General features: G+C 28.2%; 15 protein-coding genes. 10 read left to right on the plus strand and 5 right to left on the minus strand.

What is annotated here, in order from left to right:
• The first annotated feature begins 232 nt into the window (after nucleotides 1–232).
• On the plus strand, nucleotides 233–1,777 hold the full coding sequence (locus tag BN2920_RS07130; protein ID WP_058294342.1) for an ABC transporter substrate-binding protein: 1,545 nt from the start codon (nucleotides 233–235) through the stop codon (nucleotides 1,775–1,777).
• A 122-nt stretch (nucleotides 1,778–1,899) separates the two neighbouring features.
• Nucleotides 1,900–3,972 carry a beta-galactosidase gene (locus BN2920_RS07135; RefSeq protein ID WP_058294343.1) on the plus strand — a complete coding sequence of 691 codons (2,073 nt, stop codon included), beginning with the start codon at nucleotides 1,900–1,902 and terminating at the stop codon, nucleotides 3,970–3,972.
• Between the two features lie 197 nt (nucleotides 3,973–4,169).
• Here BN2920_RS07135 and BN2920_RS07140 read toward each other — a convergent pair whose 3' ends face one another.
• Nucleotides 4,170–4,583, minus strand: coding sequence for an EamA family transporter (locus tag BN2920_RS07140; RefSeq protein ID WP_058296869.1), 414 nt, complete (start codon nucleotides 4,581–4,583; stop codon nucleotides 4,170–4,172).
• A 255-nt stretch (nucleotides 4,584–4,838) separates the two neighbouring features.
• Here BN2920_RS07140 and BN2920_RS07145 point away from each other — a divergent pair, with 255 nt between their 5' ends.
• From BN2920_RS07145 to BN2920_RS07165, 5 genes are all read left to right on the plus strand, one after another.
• Nucleotides 4,839–5,591, plus strand: a complete 753-nt coding sequence (locus BN2920_RS07145; RefSeq protein WP_058294344.1) for a hypothetical protein — start codon at nucleotides 4,839–4,841, stop codon at nucleotides 5,589–5,591.
• A 395-nt stretch (nucleotides 5,592–5,986) separates the two neighbouring features.
• Nucleotides 5,987–6,298, plus strand: coding sequence for a thioredoxin (gene trxA, locus BN2920_RS07150; RefSeq protein ID WP_058294345.1), 312 nt, complete (start codon nucleotides 5,987–5,989; stop codon nucleotides 6,296–6,298).
• Nucleotides 6,299–6,609: 311 nt separating this feature from the next.
• Nucleotides 6,610–7,473, plus strand: a complete 864-nt coding sequence (locus tag BN2920_RS07155) for an NAD(P)/FAD-dependent oxidoreductase (protein WP_058294346.1) — start codon at nucleotides 6,610–6,612, stop codon at nucleotides 7,471–7,473.
• A gap of 18 nt (nucleotides 7,474–7,491) precedes the next feature.
• On the plus strand, nucleotides 7,492–7,923 hold the full coding sequence (locus BN2920_RS07160; protein WP_058294347.1) for a MarR family winged helix-turn-helix transcriptional regulator: 432 nt from the start codon (nucleotides 7,492–7,494) through the stop codon (nucleotides 7,921–7,923).
• A 170-nt stretch (nucleotides 7,924–8,093) separates the two neighbouring features.
• Nucleotides 8,094–8,984, plus strand: coding sequence for a hypothetical protein (locus BN2920_RS07165; RefSeq protein WP_058294348.1), 891 nt, complete (start codon nucleotides 8,094–8,096; stop codon nucleotides 8,982–8,984).
• A gap of 208 nt (nucleotides 8,985–9,192) precedes the next feature.
• On the opposite strand, the gene BN2920_RS07170 is transcribed toward BN2920_RS07165, so the two are convergent.
• Both BN2920_RS07170 and ade read right to left on the minus strand, forming a co-directional pair.
• Complete coding sequence (locus tag BN2920_RS07170) at nucleotides 9,193–10,392, minus strand: IS110 family RNA-guided transposase (protein WP_058293047.1); 1,200 nt, start codon at nucleotides 10,390–10,392, stop codon at nucleotides 9,193–9,195.
• A gap of 1,099 nt (nucleotides 10,393–11,491) precedes the next feature.
• Complete coding sequence (gene ade, locus BN2920_RS07175; RefSeq protein ID WP_058294349.1) at nucleotides 11,492–13,246, minus strand: adenine deaminase; 1,755 nt, start codon at nucleotides 13,244–13,246, stop codon at nucleotides 11,492–11,494.
• 248 nt (nucleotides 13,247–13,494) lie between these two features.
• On the opposite strand from ade, the gene gpmA reads away from it, so the two are divergent.
• Nucleotides 13,495–14,229 carry a 2,3-diphosphoglycerate-dependent phosphoglycerate mutase gene (gene gpmA / locus BN2920_RS07180; protein ID WP_058294350.1) on the plus strand — a complete coding sequence of 245 codons (735 nt, stop codon included), beginning with the start codon at nucleotides 13,495–13,497 and terminating at the stop codon, nucleotides 14,227–14,229.
• A gap of 20 nt (nucleotides 14,230–14,249) precedes the next feature.
• Here the strand turns inward: gpmA and BN2920_RS07185 are convergent, their stop codons facing one another.
• On the minus strand, nucleotides 14,250–15,029 hold the full coding sequence (locus tag BN2920_RS07185; protein ID WP_058294351.1) for a DeoR/GlpR family DNA-binding transcription regulator: 780 nt from the start codon (nucleotides 15,027–15,029) through the stop codon (nucleotides 14,250–14,252).
• Between the two features lie 313 nt (nucleotides 15,030–15,342).
• Between BN2920_RS07185 and deoC the strand changes: the two genes are divergently transcribed.
• Together deoC and BN2920_RS07195 are read left to right on the plus strand one after the other, a co-directional pair.
• A complete protein-coding gene (gene deoC, locus BN2920_RS07190) occupies nucleotides 15,343–16,005 on the plus strand; it encodes a deoxyribose-phosphate aldolase (RefSeq protein WP_058294352.1) in 663 nt (220 codons plus the stop codon).
• Between the two features lie 324 nt (nucleotides 16,006–16,329).
• Entirely contained in the window at nucleotides 16,330–17,631 is a 1,302-nt protein-coding gene (locus tag BN2920_RS07195; protein ID WP_058294353.1) for a pyrimidine-nucleoside phosphorylase, read from the plus strand.
• A 137-nt stretch (nucleotides 17,632–17,768) separates the two neighbouring features.
• On the opposite strand, the gene BN2920_RS07200 is transcribed toward BN2920_RS07195, so the two are convergent.
• On the minus strand, nucleotides 17,769–18,308 hold the full coding sequence (locus BN2920_RS07200; RefSeq protein WP_058294354.1) for a 50S ribosomal protein L25: 540 nt from the start codon (nucleotides 18,306–18,308) through the stop codon (nucleotides 17,769–17,771).
• Nucleotides 18,309–18,466 lie beyond the last annotated feature (158 nt).

An 18,466-nucleotide genomic window follows, 5' to 3' on the forward strand; every position in this document is an offset into this window, starting at 1 on the left:
TAAATAGATTATGTAGTGACAGATTATTTTAAAGATAACTGTCACTATTACAGTAAGAATAAAATAAAAGTAAGAAAATTTCCTTATTGGTATTTATATGAATATAAATAATTAGAGAATAATATTCTACTAAATTTAAAGGATTTTACTCATTATTTTAAAAGTAAGAATGATATTATAAATATGTTCAATGAAAACGTATAACGGATTAGTAAAATTAGGGGGAGTAGAAATGATAAGAAAAATTCTTAAAAGAATGGTCTCTATTGGATTAACTACAGTAATTGCAAGCTCATTAATGCTTGGCTGTGGTAGTAAAGCTAGTACAGGAAGTGCTGATTCAGCAGATCCTAGCAAATTAGAAGAAGTTAAACTAAAAATGTATCTTATAGGAGATAAACCAAAAGATTTTGATGAAGTATATGGTAAAGTTAATGAAATAATGAAAGAAAAAATAAATGCAACATTAGATGTTAGCTTTTTACCTTGGTCAGATATGACTACTAAATATCAATTGTTATTTCAATCAGGCGAAAATTTTGACATAATATTCACAGCATCAAGTTGGGGATACTATAGTCAGGTTGCTACTAAAAATGGATTTTATGAAATAACAGAAGATATGCTTAAAGAGTATGCACCAAATATATATGCAAATGAACCAAAAGAAGCATGGCAACAAGCTAAAGTTAATGGGAAAATCTATATGATTCCTAGTGACCAAATAGAATATGGTACAAGAGTATTTGGTGTAAGAGGGGATTTAATGAAGAAGTATGGTATAGAAAAGGTTGAAAATTATGAAGAGCTAGAAACTTATATGGATGCAGTTGCCTCTGATAAAGAAAGTGGAATTAAAGTAATTGCAAATGGTGGAGGTCAAAATCTTCAATATCCATATATGATGGAGAAATATGGATTCGGTGGAATAGCAGGTGCTCCACTACCAAGCATAGGTTTTGATGTTAATGATCAGAGTGGAAAAATATTTAGCTATTTTGATACTCCAGAGTATTTAGAATATGCTAAAAAAATGAAGGAATTTGCGGATAAAGGTTATTGGTCAAGCGATTCAATTTCAAGTAAAGCAACGCGAGATGAAGATTTTATGGCAGGAAAAACTGCAACAATGGTATGGAATATTGGCTCTGTTGCAGATAGAGTACAAAGAATGAATAAGACAAATCCAGAGTGGAATGCACAAGTAGCGGATCAAACAACAGGAATTAATAGAATGATTAATACATTTACTAATAATGGTATTGCAATTAATTCAATTTCAAAGAACCCAGAAAGAGCTTTAATGGCAATAGATTTATTAAGATACGATAAAGATATTTATGATTTGACTTGGTTTGGTACTGAAGGAAAGCACTGGGAGGCAGATGGAGATGATAAATATACTAGTTTAGATGCTAGTGAAGGATTTCCAACAGCTAATGTTTGTCCATGGGGATGGTACAGCCAAAAATGCGCTCGTACTCCAAAAGATGAGCCTGCTATAGTTCAAGAAGTAAAAGACAAGTGGGCAAAAGAATATACAGTAACAAACCCACTTGCAGCATTCTCTTTCGATGACAGCAATGTGAAAAATGAAATGGCAGCTGTAGGTAATGTTATTACTCAATATGGAGTTCCTATTGATTTAGGTATGTGTGATGATGTAGACGCAGCAGTAAAAGAATATAAAGAAAAATTAAATCAGGCTGGATTTGATAAAATATATGCAGAATGTGAGAAACAAGTAAAAGAATATATGTCACAATATAAAGGATAATTGGTTGTTAATATACAATAAAATTGAGAGCAGCTGCACTAATTATGCTTATTGTTAAGTATCAGTGAGTGGTTCAAAAATGGTGTATCTGTTCTTCATTAAAGAAAAGAGTGAGGAAGAATATGAATAAGAATTATGATTTATTTAATGAGAATATAAAGAATTTTTTACATGGAGGTGATTACAATCCTGACCAATGGCTTAAATATCCAGAGATATTAAAAGAAGACGTAAGATTAATGAAACTTGCACATTGCAATACTGTTTCAATAAATATATTTGGATGGAGTGCAATTGAGCCAGAAGAAGGGAAGTACACATTTGAATGGCTTGATGAGCTTATGGATAACATGAATAAAAATAATATTAATGTAATACTGGCTACACCAAGTGGTGCAAGACCTGCGTGGATGTCTAAAAAATATCCTGAAGTACTTAGAGTCAATATGGATAGAAGTAAGAATTTACATGGACAAAGACATAACCATTGTTTCACATCACCAGTTTATAGAGAAAAAACTTATAAAATAAACAAGATGTTAGCTGAGAGATATAAAGATAATAAGGCACTTATAATGTGGCATATTTCTAATGAATATGGCGGGGAGTGTCATTGTGATAAATGCCAAGAAGCATTTAGAGATTATCTAAGAAGAAAGTATGATAATGATATAGAAAAATTAAATGATGCCTGGTGGACTGGATTCTGGAGTCATAAATTTAATGACTTCACACAAATAGAAAGTCCATCTGAAAAGGGAGAAATCTTTGTACATGCACATAATCTTGATTGGAGAAGATTTGTGACAGAACAGACAATAGATTTTTATAAGAACGAAATAGCACCAATAAGAGAATTTACTCCTAACATTCCAATAACAACTAACTTTATGGGAACATATGCTGGACTAGATTATTGGAAATTTGCAAAAGAAGTAGATATTGTATCTTGGGATACATATCCTAAATGGCATTCAAAAAGAGATGGAAATTATAATGTGGGTTTAGATACTGGCTTCATGCATGATATTAATAGATCCTTAAAAGAAGGGCAACCTTTTCTTGTTATGGAGAATACCCCAAGTCTTGTTAACTGGCATGAAGTTAATAAACTTAAAAAACCTAAAATGCACTTGCTATCTTCAATACAAAGCATAGCTCATGGAGCAGATTCAGTTTTGTATTTTCAATGGAGAAAAGGCAGAGGTTCATCAGAAAAATTTCATGGTGCAGTAGTTGACCATTGCGGGCATGAGAATACCAGAGTATTCAAAGAAGTAACGGAAGTTGGCGAAATATTAGAGAAAATTAAAGAAGTAAAGGGAGCAATAACAAAAAGTGAAGTTGCAGTTATATATGATTGGGAAAATAAATGGGCAATTGATGATTTGCAGGGTTTAAAGCCTAATAAGAAAAATTATCAAGAAACATGTGAAGACATGTATAAAACTTTTTTTGATAATGGTATTTCTGTTGATGTAATAAATATGGATTGTGATTTTTCTAAATATAAATTAATTGTTGCACCTATGTTATATATGATTAAACCTAATGTGGCTGAAAGAATAAGTGAATTTGTGAAAAATGGAGGCACTCTTGTAACAACATACTTTAGTGGTATAGTAGATGAAAATGATTTATGCTTCCTTAATGGCTTTCCAGGACCTCTTAGAGAAGTTACTGGAATATGGGCTGAAGAAATTGATTCATTATATGATGATGAGACAAATTGTATAGAGTTTAACGATGATGCAGTAAAAGGAATGAATGGAGCATATGAGGTAATAGATTATTGTGATTTAATTCATGCAGAAACTGCTGAAGTGCTTGCACGATATAAAGATGATTTTTACAAAAATATGCCTGCTCTAACAGTAAACTCTTATGGAAAAGGAAAATGCTACTATATAGCAGCTAGAACTAAAGAAAAATTTAATACAGATTTTTATAATAGAATAATTAATGACTTAGATATTTCTAGAGTGATTGAAATTGATCTTCCTACAGGAGTTACAGCACAAGCAAGATATAAGGATAATAATAAGTATGTATTTATTATGAATTTTAGCGATGAAGATAAAATGGTAAATTTGGGAGATTTAGAATATCGTGATTTAGTTTTAGATAAAAATATAAGTAAAGAAATTGTTTTGAAAAAATATGGAGTAAGAGTGATGAAGAGGGAAGAGTTATAACGATATAGAATAAAATCTTACTACAATAAAAATATTATATTTTAATTATAATGGTTTCTTAGTAATACTATTTAAATACAACTATAAAAATGTATTAATCAAATGGTAGTAGACAAAGGATGTATTAATTTTCAAAATAATAATAGCAAATAGACAGTTTTTTATTACAATTATAAATAATAAAAAACTGTCTATTTTTATAATATCATAACAAAAGTACCAATAGTTATAAATATACCACCTATTATAGTTTTAGCAGTAATTGTTTCTTTTAGTATTACAAATGCTAAAACCATGCTTATAACAACACTGAATTTGTCTATTGGAACAACTTTAGAAGCTTCTCCTATTTGAAGTGCTTTATAATAAAAAAGCCATGAAAGTCCTGTGGCTAGTCCAGATAATATAAGAAATATCCAGCTTTTTATTCCGATATTTGAAATTTCATTTTGTGTCCCGCTTAAAAATACAAGGCCCCATGCCATAACTAGAACTACTACTGTACGTATTGCTGTTGCGAGATTGGAGTTAATACCTTCTATACCTATTTTTGCTAAAATTGATGTAAGTGCAGCAAAAAGTGCAGATAGTAATGCAAAAACAACCCACATATTATGTCCTCCTTTTAATTTTTTTAATAATATCAAATTAAAAGCCTCCTCAATAATAGTATTATATTTATGTACAGTATATATATTTTTTTGTGTTTAATCAATAAATAAAACTAAAATTAATTTCTGAATATAATCTATTAATAATATGTATATTAAATTTTTAAAATATATTAGAAATAGTGCTGTTAAAAAATGTTAAAGAATGTTAATATATAAATAATTACGAATTGATTAGAAAGTGAGGTTATTAATATGGGGTTTTTTAAAAAGGAATCTATTACAGAAGATGAAAATATAAGTATATCTAATGAAATTAATAATACTACTTGCGATACTTACCAAACAAGTCATAAGAATTCTTTTAGAAGAGATGATTTATCGCTATTTCATACAAATGATATTGAATATGTAATTAATAATTTCCCATCAATGTCTATTGAAATACGAAATTCATTAAATAATTTGGCGGAAACTTTAGAAGATACTATTAATTTTATTGAAGACAAGTCAAGTGAAATAATAAAAGATAGTAGAGATTTTAAATTAAGCCAAGCTCATAGAGATACATCTATAGCTATATATGATGTCGTTGAGAATATAAGAGAATATATTGATTGGATGAAAGATGAATATGAAAAAAAAATTAACAAAGCAGATGAAAATAGTGAGAAAAACAATGTAGAATTAGAAAAAATTGTTGATAAAGAATTAGTTGATGAAGATAATAATGTAGAAATTGAGATTTTTAAAGATTTGACTTTAATTGAACCAAAAGGATTTAGGTTAAAAGAAAATCTGGTTAAAGTTGATGATTGGAATGATTTGTTAGTAAAGACTGCTGAAATTTTGAACAGGCAGTATAAAAATAATAAAAACAGCAATAAAAAATTAGGATATTTTATAATTGATGATAAAAAGTCAGAACAGAATTCCTTTAGGGATACAGCTATTGAAATGCTTAATGAATATAAGATTGGATTAGATGAATTCATAATAATATCTTAGTATTTAAAAGTTTGATAGGAAAATATAAAGATTTTAGCACTATAAAGCTAATAATATAAATGATGAAAAGTTAAAAGAGAAGAGGGAAAAGTTAAGAATTAAAGAAAAACAGCAAATCTATTAATATAAATATAATTAAAGAGAATTTATGTTTTTATCAAAAACTTTTAATTTTTCCCACTACTCAACTTTTATTTAAGCAAGCATGACAATAGTGGACTTGTTTTAAAAAAATATTTGACAATAATCACAAAACACAGTACAATGTAATAAAATATATTGTACACAATTAAATTTTCTAAAATACTATTTATATAAACGTATACTAATATAAAACTAGTTAAAAATATTAAATATAAATACATTAATATTTATATGAAGTGGAGGAATTATAAATGGCAAAGATAGTAAGTACAGAAGAATTTAGAGAAGAAATAAAAAATGGGGTGACTCTTGTTGACTTTTTTGCAACTTGGTGTGGACCTTGTAAAATGTTAGCTCCTGTTTTAGAGGAATTAGCAACTGAAATGGAAGGAAAAGCAAAGATAATAAAAGTTGATATTGATGAAAGTGCAGAACTTGCAGATGAATTTAGAATTTCAAGTGTACCAACAATGATGATTTTCAAAGATGGAAAGCAAGAAGATATGATGGTAGGATTCTTACCTAAAGACAGAATTAAAGAAACATTAGAAGCTCATGTATAATAATATGAAAAATGATTAAGAATATCTTTAATCTTTTTATATTAAACAAGAAATATAGAGCTTAAAATGAATTGAAATAAGATAGTATAACTTTCTATAGATATAAATTGTACGGTTCTAATATTCTTAAATTTTTAAGAATTTTAGAACTTTTATTCTAATATTCCCAAATTCTTAAGAATCTAAGAATTTTAGAACTTAAGAATTTTCGGATAGATATTTTTATTCGTAGTAAAAATGATAAACGTAGATAGTGATAATTTTTTCTTTTTAATAAATCATAATTAAGGTAAAAAATTATGGAGGAAATCATGGAAAACAGATATGATATTGCAATTATAGGGAGCGGTCCAGCTGGATTATCAGCAGCACTGAATGCGAAAATAAGAAAAAAGAATTTTATTTTATTTGGTAACAAGGATTTAACAAGTAAACTTGTGAAAGCTCATAAAATAAATAATTATTTAGGATTTTATAATAGAAGTGGAAAAGAAATAGCAGATGAATTTTCAAGGCACATTGATGAGATGGGGATAGAAATCACAGAGGAAAGAGTAAATAATATTTATGCCATGGGTGATTATTTTGGGATAATGGTAAATGATAAAATATATGAAGCTACAAGCGTAATATTAGCTACTGGAGTTCAATATGGGAGATTATTAGACGGTGAAGAAAGATTTCTTGGAAAAGGAGTAGGTTATTGTGCAACTTGTGATGCGCCCCTTTATAAAAACAAAGTAGTAACAATAATAGCATATAATAAACATGATGAGGAAGAAGCTAATTTTATAGCATCAATAGCATCAAAGGTATATTATGTTCCAATGTATGATGAAGAAGTAGAAGTTGATGATTCAATTGAAATAGTTAAAGGAATACCAGTAGAAGTTATTGGAGAAGAAAAAGTAAAAAAATTAAAGTTAAAAGATAGAGAAATAGAAACTGACGGCATATTTATATTAAGAGATAGTGTATCACCAGGACAATTAGTTCCTGGAATAAAAATTGTTGATAATCATATTGATGTTACTAGATCTATGGAAACAAGTATAAAAGGTTGTTTTGCAGCAGGGGATGTCGTTGGAAAGCCATATCAATATATAAAATCAGCTGGAGAGGGAAATATTGCAGCATTATCTGCTGTCAGCTATTTAGACTCTTTAAAAAGGTAAGATTAGGAGACTTAGTTTATGGGGAAATATGATGATATAAAACTAGAAAATCAACTTTGTTTTTCTTTGTATGCCGCATCAAGAGAAGTAATTAAATTATATAAGCCTTGCCTAGATAAATTTAATTTAACATATACTCAATATGTTGCTATGCTGGTTTTGTGGGAAGAAGAAAAAACAACAGTTAAAGGAATGGGAGAAAGACTACATTTAGATTCTGGAACACTTACACCATTATTAAAAAAAATGGAGAAGAGTGGATTGATTTCACGATATAGAGATATTAATGATGATAGAGTTGTTGTTGTTGAACTTACTGAAGAAGGAATGGAACTGAAAGAGAAGATAACATGTGTCCCATGCGAAATTAAAGGAAAACTTCACTTATCGAAAGAGCAGGCGGAGACACTTAAGAAATCTTTGGATAACCTTCTTAAAGTGCTAAGATAAAATCAAAAATATATAGAATAATATAAAAAACGAGTAGAGATTAAAAATAACTGCTCGTTTTTTTTGTATTTACATAAATTACCAAATGATGTAAAATATATACAGGATTTGTTAAAAAGAAAATATATTTTAGATTAATGATTGCTTTGATGACGAAAGGGAGTAAGGGAATGAAGAGAAAGTTTATAAAAATGATTGGTTTAATAATAATGTATATGCCACAAGCATTTAGTGAAAATAAAATATTAAAAGATGAAGAATCATATATTAAATTAAGTAAAAATGAAATAATTGAAAAAATAAAAAGAGGAAAAGCCACAGTTGAAGAATATAAAGAAGTTGGAATTAATAAGATTACAGAAGAATATTTAAGTGATATAAATAATTTGCTTAAAGAAATAAATTTAACAAGCCTAAGTGAGATAAAGAAACAATGTAAATCTATAATTACTTCTTTAGTAAGAATTAATGAAGGTAATGGAACAATATTTAATTATAAAATGATAGGAATAGAAATTACAGCATCTAATTTAGAAATTATAAATAATTCAATATTTTTAGAAAGGAAAGGAAGTTATGTTAATTTTGATACTAAATTAATTAAGGAAATAGTACTTAAAGCAAATAGAAGAATTTATTGTAGTATTGCAGCTATAAACGAAGGAAATGGGACAAAGTATGATTACTTAAATTTAGAAATATCAAATGCAAATTGCGAAAATTTATATGACTTTAATATGTTCTTAAAAAATAAAAATATTCAGACACCTAATAAGATGAAAAATGAGATTAACAGGTTGATGAAAGCATTAGAAAAAATATTTGATGGAAATGGAACTTTAAGCAATTACAAAACTATAGGAATTAATATAAGCAGATCTAAGATTAAGGCAGTTAATAGTGCCATAAATGCAGTTTATGAAAGGAACAAGCAATACCTAAATATAGAAGAAATTGCGGAAATAGTTGAGACTATATCAATAGTTTACTTTGGTGACAATGAAAAGAATAAGAAAGATATAACATCTCATTCTAAGCATGAGGTACCTTGTTTGGCATAGCATTGCCAAATAAATATATTGTGTAGAATCAGAGTTTAGTGCATAACAACCGAAATTCAATATATGATATGCTCGATTGTAGGGAATTTTCAGCTAAAACCTGCTAAGAAAAATCAAGTTTTTTTTAGCAGGTTTTTTATATATTTTTTGCATGACAAATAAATTAAACAGAAATTCTGTTTAATTTAGATATAGATACTATCTAAATTTAAGTATTATAGACTTCTTTTACTCTAGCGTAGTATATTCTTAGAAACTTATTTAATGCAGCAATTTTAGCAACTTTTTTAGGTTTTCCTTCTGCTTCTTTTTTTAACATATATAAAAATATAGGATCATCCTTTGGTTTGGCACTTTTGATACATTTCATAATTTCATATCCAGTTTTTCGTAATAATGCAGAACCTCTTTTAGAAATACGACGTTTGTTTGCAACAAACTGTCCCGACTCAAAAGGAGGTGAATCAATACCCGTATAAGCTATCAAAGCCTTTTTATTATAAAAGCGTTTTAAATCACCGATTTCAGCAATTAAGCGTGGAGCCAATGTATCTCCAACTCCAGGCATATTTCTAACAACATTGTATTCCTTTAAACTACTTGCTAATTCTTGCATTTGTGATAATATCATAGATAGAGTTCTATCTATTTCGCTAAGAACTCGAACAGCTTCTAATACTAACATTTTGGTTGATGGGGTACTAGAAGATAGTGTAGGGATGCCTTCTTGTGCTAAAGCATATATCTGTTTTGCTTTTGTTTCACTTTGATGGTATCCTTTATTTTTTGCCCATTTAAAATAACTATTTATAAATTGCTTTTCATTTTTCTTGGTAATATTATCGTAATGCCAGTATTCTTTAACAAAATCATTTAATTTATCTTTCTCTGGCTTATCGGATCTATTTTTTAATAGATTTTTAATTCCTGGCATTGTTCTATCTAATAGATTACTTAGTACAAGTTTGCTCTCTATTCTCATAGCTATATAATGAGAATATTGCCTACCTAATAATTTTAATTCAGAATACACCTCATCTGTTGCTTCATAGTCAGTTAATTTAAACCAATTATCAATTCCATAATTAGCTATTTTGATAGAATCTAATTTATCAGTTTTACCTTTCCTTAATCCTATAGCAGAATATTTTTTCATAATTAATGGATTTATTACGGCTACAAATATACCATGATTTTTAAGATAAGTAAGTAGTGGCAAATGGTATGCACCGGTCGCTTCCATAACAACTCTAGTTTCTTCATTTAATTCAGAAATAGATTCAACTAATGCTTTTAAATCAGCTTCAGTATGATTTATTTCATGTGGTTCACTAATAACCTCACCATATTCTTTCAATATACATACTGTACTTTTTCCTTTTGAAACATCAATTCCAACACTAATCATGTTAATCCTCCTAAAAAATTATTGTAATTTTAATCCACCCACACTTATTACAATTCATTTTGGTTAGTTACACGAAAGCCGTACGGTTTCAACCTGCTTAATCGAATCTTTATAATAAGGGATGGCTGACAGTTTTAGCTACGGATGTTAAAACCCAATTCTAAAGTCGTCATACCAAATTACTCCCTTTATTATAAATTAAAATAAGTGCAGATGTTAAATCATATATTTATGATTTGTATCTACACTTATAGAGTACCAAAATTCTAATGGCAGAGGCTGCACCCAAAAATGTTTGCTCCATAAAGCAAGTTTCTGGACAAACAATTTTGGAACAACCTCTACCAAAGAATTTAAAAGCTGAAATTTCCAATACAATGCTACGCATATTCATATATTGAATTTCTTTGTTTTTCCATAAAATCATAGATACCAAATATATTTATTGTAGCTTTTATAAGTGCATATTCTTAAGCAGAGAACCTAAATCTTGCATTTTGTGTGAATTTGTACACAAGCATATAATGTTTGGTGAGGCACGAACTTAACAATATAGAAACAGCTTCATCTAATGATGAGGCTGTTTCTATAAAATGTATATTAGTAGGTGTTTGCTGATATTTATAAATTAATACCTTTTAAAAAATTATAAAATATTAACCTTTATATCTATATAATTATGTTTTAAATAAATGTTGTTATTTATCTTATACCTCAGAAATATTTATTAATATTTTTAATAACAACATTTTATTAAAACATCTATATATGTATTAAAAAATATATTTATTTTAGAGAAATAGTTATAAATACTATTAATTTAGATGAAACAAAGAAATAAAGCTCTTATGTGATGCTCGCTTGCTACAAAAATGAAGCTAAGAATTCAAACATGCAGACTTGCATCCAAAAATGTTTGCTCCAATGTAAAATTAGACAAACAATTCTGGAACAAGTCTACATGAAGAATTCTAAAGCTTCATTTTTTTATGCAAGACACCGCACACATAAGAGCTTTATTTCGGTTATTCACCCTAAACTCAGTATGTCCGATATTTATGTTGTGCCACATATAATTTGTTTCTTAAGTTGATGTAAGTTATTCTGCTACATCTATAAATTTAAATTCTTTAACATTGAATAATCCCTTATCTGTAATCTTTAAGTCTGGAATTACAGGCAATGATAAAAATGAAAGTGTCAAAAACAAATTAAAATCAAGATTAGACGTAACCTTATTAAGTGCCTTATCAAGATTTTCTATGTCTTTTATAGCTTCTATATAATTTTTGTTAGTCATAAGGCCAGCTATTTCAAGTGAAATTGAAGCTAAAACAGTTTCCTTCTGAACTATAACTATTCCACCTTGCATTTTTTCTAATTCATTAGCGGCAAAAATCATATCTTTATCATTAGTACCAGCGATTATTAAATTATGCGAATCGTGGGCTATTGTAGTTGCTACAGCTCCACTATTTAGTTTAAGCCCTTTTAATATACCTAATCCGATATTTCCGGTGTTTTTGTGTCTTTCAATTACGGCTATTTTTAATAAATCTTTATTTACACATTGTTTAAATAAAATATGATTTTTATATTTTTCTTTTATATCATCTGTAATATCAATTTTTAGATGATTTGTTTCCAATTTATTTGGTATTATCTCCATAACATTAAGAATAGACTTATTTGTTATATCTATATTAAAACTATCTTCTTTAAGAGTTGGCAAATGTATAGAATTTTTAATATTAAAGTCTGATGAATTTTCCTTGCAAACTGAATCTAGAAGTTTACCATCACTAACTACCAGTTTTCCGTTCTTATAGACTTTATTAATTTTAAAGTTATCTAAATCATCTAATATAATGAAATCAGCTACATATCCAGGGGCTATAGCGCCTTTATTGTTTAATTTATATAAAACTGATGGATTGAGTGTAGCCATTTGAATTGCTGTTTCAGGTTTTAAACCTTGTTTTATGCATTTAACAATTGATGAATTTATTGAACTATTTCTAAGCATGTCATCAATATGCTTATCATCAGTACAAAGGCAGAAACGAGTACTGTTATTTTCCTTTACCGCTGGAAGAAGATCGTTTAAGTTTTTAGCCGCAGTACCTTCACGAATTAGTACATACATTCCGCGCCTTACTTTTTCAAGAGCTTCTTTAGCACTTATACATTCATGATCTGTTGAAATATTTGCAGTTCTATATGTATTAGTCATCATACTTGAAAGACCAGCACCATGTCCATCAATAACTTTAGAATTTCCAATACAGTCATAAAGCTTATCTATCATAGAATCATGGCAGTTTACAACAGCTGGGAAATTCATAACCTCAGCAAGACCAAGGATTCTATCACTTTTATAGTATTTTTTTAAATCTCTAGCTTCTAAAGTTGCACCAGAGTTTTCAAAATCTGTTCCAGGTACACATGATGGAAGCATAAAGTACATATCAAATGGAATATCATTAGATGAATTTATCATAAAATCTATGCCTTCTGTTCCCAGAACATTAGCAATTTCATGTGGATCTGCAACTACGGAGGTTATACCGTTTATTAGGGCTGCTTTATAATATTCAGATGGAGTAACTAAGCTGGACTCTATATGACAATGAGCATCCATTAATCCAGAACAAATGAATTTTCCTGTACCATCTATTACTTCAGTGCCTTCATAATCACCAATTCCTACGATGAAGCCATCTTTAATTCCTACTGTATCAGTAAATTTATCTTTATTAAATACATCTATAATTGTTATGTTTTTTATTACTAAATCGCATTTTATAGCTTTTGTAGAAGCTTTAATTGTATTTATAAATAATTCTTTTTTCAAAATCTCATCTCCTTGCACTAATATATTATTGTTATTTTTAGATTACGATTTTAATTAAATTATATCTATTATAAAAGTCATCTATATAAATTGCAATAATAGAATTTCTTTAAAATATAAAATTTTTAAATAACATTATTTTAAGAAAAATATAGAAATAATTAAGATAAGCTATAATTAAACTTTATAATATTAAGAATATATAACATGAAAACAATAAATAATATTCTATAGGAAGGAGTGATTTTATGAAAAAAATTGTTTTTATAAGACATGGACAAAGTGAATGGAATTTAGAAAATAGATTTACAGGATGGACAGATGTAGAGTTATCTGAAAATGGACTGATTGAAGCTAGGAAGGCAGGAAGAATTTTAAAGGAAAATAATTTTTCTTTTGATGTAGCTTATTCATCGGTTCTTAAAAGGTCAATAAGGACTTTATGGATAGTTCTCCATGAAATGGACTTAATGTATATACCAGTTCATAAGTGCTGGAAATTTAATGAAAGACATTATGGAGCACTTCAAGGGCTTAATAAAGAAGAAACAGCTAAAAAGTATGGTGATGAACAAGTTCATATATGGAGAAGATCAATTAACACTTCACCACCAGCATTAACTGAAGATGATCCAAGATATGCAGGAAAAGAAGAAAAGTATAAAGAATTAAAGAAGGAAAAAATACCATTAACAGAAAACCTCGAAGATACTAAAAGAAGAGTACTTGAGGAATGGGAAGAAGTTATAGTTCCAAAGTTAAAAGAAAATAAAAATATTATAATATCTGCACATGGTAACACTTTAAGAGCGTTAGTATGGCATTTAGATAAACTAGATAGTGATGGAGTAGTTAACTTAAACATACCAACAGGCACACCACTTGTTTATGAACTTGATGATGATTTGAATCTAATAAGACATTATTATTTATCATTAGATGGTGTCATGCCAGATTATACCGTACCAAAATATATTTTATAAAAGAAAAATACAACTTATTTCTATACAATAATAAGTTGTATTTTCATTTCTTTAATTCTAGCTTTCCATTCATCACTTACTCCGCTATCAGTAATAATAGTAGTAAATGTATTTAAGTCAGCAAAGTAAGCAGATTTTACAATTCCAAATTTTTCAGAATCAACTAAAAGAATTTTTTCAACTGAAGAAGATAATATTGCATTCTTAGTTAGTACTTCATAATTATTTGAACATGTAACACCTAAAGTTTCGTGGACACCAGCTGCTGAAACAAATGCTTTTGTTGCTCTTGTCTTTCTTATTAAATCTATACCTTCAGGGCTTTCAAACATCTGCGTATTTGGATGAAAATATCCTCCAGAAAATATTAAGTTAATATTTTTTTTATTACTTAGTGCATTTAGAATATTAGTATTATAGATAAGAGCAGTAATTGATATATCAGAAGATATGTTTTCTGCTAATTTTTCAGTTGTTGTTCCAGTATCTATTATTATTATGTCATTATCAGTAACAAGCTTGGCACCAGATATTCCAATTTTAATTTTTTCATTTTCATGCTTTATGGTTTCATTTTCAATTTCATAAAAAGACTCAAGTCTATCTATATTATTTGATGGATTGTAAATTGTTGCACCATAAACATTGTTAACTATATTATTTGATTTTAATATTTTAAGGTCGCGCCTTATGGTCATTTCTGAGACATTTAACATAGATGCTAATTCTTTTACGGTAGCACCATTTTTTTCTTTTAAAATCTCTATAATCTTATTTGTTCTATTTAGTTTTTTATTCATAAATACTCATCCTTATTTACTATATTTATGTTATTATTAAAGATTATTTTACATAATAGTATGAGTTAATTTTAACATTTTGTGTTTAGAATTCAACATTTATTTAAAATAAATATCTTTTTAAACATTAATATTTATATAAAAAGCATCAATATGTATATAAAATGTTTGAACTTTAACATTTTATGTTGACATTAAAACACTTGAAGAATATCATATAGATATAAATTATATGCATAGTATAAAACTCTAGTTAAAGCAAGATAATAAGTGCATATATTATAAATTAATAATTAAGAAGTGAGGAAAATAAATGAATACTGCAGAAATTTTAAAACATGTAGATCATACTTTATTAAAACCAGTAGCAACTTGGGAAGACATTCAAGTAATTTGCGATGAAGCAATTGAGTATAAGACAGCATCAGTATGTATACCAGCATGCTATATAACTCGTATACATGAAAAATACCCAGAACTTAATATTTGTACTGTAGTAGGATTCCCTTTAGGATATTCATCAACTGAGGGAAAGGTAGCTGAAACTAAAAAAGCTATTGAAGATGGAGCAAATGAAATTGACATGGTTATAAACATAACTGATGTTAAAAATAAATTATATGATAAGGTAACAGAAGAAATTAAAGCATTAAAAGAAGCTTGTGGTGATAAAATATTAAAGGTTATAATTGAAACTTGTTATTTAACAGAAGAAGAAAAAATAGCAATGTGCAAATGCGTTACAGATGCAGGTGCAGATTATATTAAGACATCTACTGGATTTGGAACAGGCGGAGCAACTCTTGAAGATGTGAAATTATTCAAGAAGCATATTGGACCAAATGTAAAGATCAAGGCAGCTGGCGGAGTAAGCACTGTTGAAGATCTTGAGATGTTTATAAATGAAGGCTGTGACAGAATCGGAACTAGTAGAGCTGTAGGTCTTTTAAAAGGTGAAGAAACACAAGGATATTAATCAATTCAAAATTCACAGTTCAAAATTCACAATTAATTGCATTTTAGAAATCGAAGCAGGTAAATTAGTATGAAGCTCTAAGGAGAATGTTTAAGTAACAAAATGTGAAAATTACTTTAACTTTTCATTAGATGGTCTATAAAATTTTTATATTCCATAAAAATTTATTATTGAAATTTGATCTGTTAATTATAAATTATGCATTAAATTGTAAATTATAAATTGAGTTGTGAATTGCACATTAAATTGTGAGTTATAAATTGAATTGTGAATTGCATATTAAACTGTGAATTATGAATTGTGAATTGAAAAGGGGTTGGTTATATGCATTTTGTAGATATAATAAATAAGAAAAAAGATAAAAAAGCATTAACTCATGAAGAAATACAATTTTGGATTGATGGTGTTGTAAGCGGATCAATACCAGACTATCAAACAAGTTCCCTTCTTATGGCAATAGTTTTAAATGGAATGAATGAAGATGAAACTGCATATTTAGCTAAAGCAATGATGAACAGCGGTGATGTGATAGATTTAACATCAATTCCAGGAATCAAGGCAGATAAACATTCAACAGGCGGAGTTGGAGATAAAACTTCTATGGCACTTGGACCAATGGTTGCAGCATGTGGACTTAAGGTTGCTAAAATGTCAGGAAGAGGCCTTGGCCATACAGGAGGAACTTTAGATAAGTTAGAATCTATAGAAGGATTTAATTGTTTCTTATCAGAAGAACAATTTAAAAAGCAGGTTGAAGAGGTTGGAATAGCTATAATTGGTCAAACAGGAGATTTAGTTCCTGCTGATAAAAAATTATATGCTCTTAGAGATGTTACAGGAACAGTAAATTCTATACCACTAATAGCTTCATCTATTATGTCTAAAAAATTAGCATCTGGATCAGATACTATACTTTTAGATGTTAAGTATGGTGAAGGTGCATTTATGCATAATGTTGAAGATGCAACAGAACTTGCAAATGAAATGATAAAAATAGGTAATAATCTAGGAAGAAATACAATGGCTATGATAACTGATATGAATCAGCCACTTGGAAATGCTATTGGTAATTCTTTAGAAATAATAGAAGCAATTGAAACATTAAAAGGTAATGGACCTAAAGATTTTACAGAGCTTTGTATGCAGGCTGGAGAAATAATGCTTATTCAGGGTAAAATTACACAAACTAAGGAAGAAGCAAGAAAAATGCTTATGGATGCAGTAAACTCAGGCAGAGCTTTTGAAAAATTTAAAGAAATGGTTAAAGCACAAGGCGGTAATACAGCTATGCTTGATGACACTTCCTTATTACCTAAGTCTAAATTTATTACAGAAATAAAAGCAGAAAGAGAAGGTAATGTAGAAGTACTTCATTCAGAAAAATTAGGAATACTTGCAATGCATCTTGGTGCAGGAAGAGCAACTAAAGAAGATTTAATAAATCATGGAGTGGGATTAAAAATCAACTGTAAAAGAGGAGATAAGATAAATATAGGGGATACTATATGCTATGTTTATCATGATGAGGATTTAAAAGAAGAGTGGATAAAAGAATTACATGAAGCTTTTGTAATTACTAATGAAGATGTAAAGGTGAATCCTTTAATTGAAAAAATTTTAAAATAGATATCTCATTAACTAATATTATTAATATATAATTTATAAAAGAAGCAAAAGTGTTTTAAACCAACACTTTTGCTTCTTTTATATTTAAGTAAATATCTAAACTACAAGAATAATATAAAACTACTATATTCATAAAATTAACTGTTTACAACGGCTAAAAGAGTTTTAGGATCAGTTACTATTGTTACTTCTTTTGGAAAGTCAATATCTTCAACCAATATTTTATCTTCAAACTTCAAGTTAGCTACATTAACTTCAATTGATTCAGGGATTTGTTCAACATCACCTTGGAAATCTATAAAAGGATTAAAAGTTTCTAGAAGCAATTTTCTGGATTCTAGATTTGATTGCCCAATAAATTTTACAGGAATTCTCATTTTTATTACTTCATTTGGTTTAACATATTGTAAATCTATGTGTAATGGTTCTTGACGATGATTTCCTTGAATTTCTTTAACTACACAATTCATGTTTTTACCATCTAAATCAATTTGGATGATAGATCCACTATTATTTTCACGGACCATTTTTTTAAATTCTGCATTAGATATTTTTATTGAGATTGTATTATCAAGGAATTCTCCATAAATTATCCCAGGAATTTGGCCAGTTTTTCTAAGTTTATTTGTATTTTCTTTTATATTTCTTTCGTATACCTTAAATGCTACATTTGACATAATAAATACCTCTTTCATTAATTTTATAGTTTTGCTATTTTATTAAGCCCTATATATGCTAAGGTCTACCCATATGAGATACCTAACTAACGACAATAGAGCTTAAATTAAAAGCTCCACATATGCATCAGCCTCCTTAATTCTTATTGTTACTTAAG

It is taken from the genome of Clostridium neonatale, from assembly GCF_001458595.1.
GTDB classification, from domain to species: Bacteria; Bacillota; Clostridia; order Clostridiales; family Clostridiaceae; genus Clostridium; species Clostridium neonatale.

What these genes read in the sequence shown, in the direction of transcription:
- BN2920_RS07130 (WP_058294342.1), top strand. Translation starts at nt 233, where the DNA reads ATGATAAGAAAAATTCTTAAAAGAATGGTCTCTATTGGATTAACTACA.
- BN2920_RS07135 (WP_058294343.1), top strand. Translation starts at nt 1,900, where the DNA reads ATGAATAAGAATTATGATTTATTTAATGAGAATATAAAGAATTTTTTA.
- BN2920_RS07140 (WP_058296869.1), bottom strand. Translation starts at nt 4,583, where the DNA reads ATGTGGGTTGTTTTTGCATTACTATCTGCACTTTTTGCTGCACTTACA.
- BN2920_RS07145 (WP_058294344.1), top strand. Translation starts at nt 4,839, where the DNA reads ATGGGGTTTTTTAAAAAGGAATCTATTACAGAAGATGAAAATATAAGT.
- trxA (WP_058294345.1), top strand. Translation starts at nt 5,987, where the DNA reads ATGGCAAAGATAGTAAGTACAGAAGAATTTAGAGAAGAAATAAAAAAT.
- BN2920_RS07155 (WP_058294346.1), top strand. Translation starts at nt 6,610, where the DNA reads ATGGAAAACAGATATGATATTGCAATTATAGGGAGCGGTCCAGCTGGA.
- BN2920_RS07160 (WP_058294347.1), top strand. Translation starts at nt 7,492, where the DNA reads ATGGGGAAATATGATGATATAAAACTAGAAAATCAACTTTGTTTTTCT.
- BN2920_RS07165 (WP_058294348.1), top strand. Translation starts at nt 8,094, where the DNA reads ATGAAGAGAAAGTTTATAAAAATGATTGGTTTAATAATAATGTATATG.
- BN2920_RS07170 (WP_058293047.1), bottom strand. Translation starts at nt 10,392, where the DNA reads ATGATTAGTGTTGGAATTGATGTTTCAAAAGGAAAAAGTACAGTATGT.
- gpmA (WP_058294350.1), top strand. Translation starts at nt 13,495, where the DNA reads ATGAAAAAAATTGTTTTTATAAGACATGGACAAAGTGAATGGAATTTA.
- BN2920_RS07185 (WP_058294351.1), bottom strand. Translation starts at nt 15,029, where the DNA reads ATGAATAAAAAACTAAATAGAACAAATAAGATTATAGAGATTTTAAAA.
- deoC (WP_058294352.1), top strand. Translation starts at nt 15,343, where the DNA reads ATGAATACTGCAGAAATTTTAAAACATGTAGATCATACTTTATTAAAA.
- BN2920_RS07195 (WP_058294353.1), top strand. Translation starts at nt 16,330, where the DNA reads ATGCATTTTGTAGATATAATAAATAAGAAAAAAGATAAAAAAGCATTA.
- BN2920_RS07200 (WP_058294354.1), bottom strand. Translation starts at nt 18,308, where the DNA reads ATGTCAAATGTAGCATTTAAGGTATACGAAAGAAATATAAAAGAAAAT.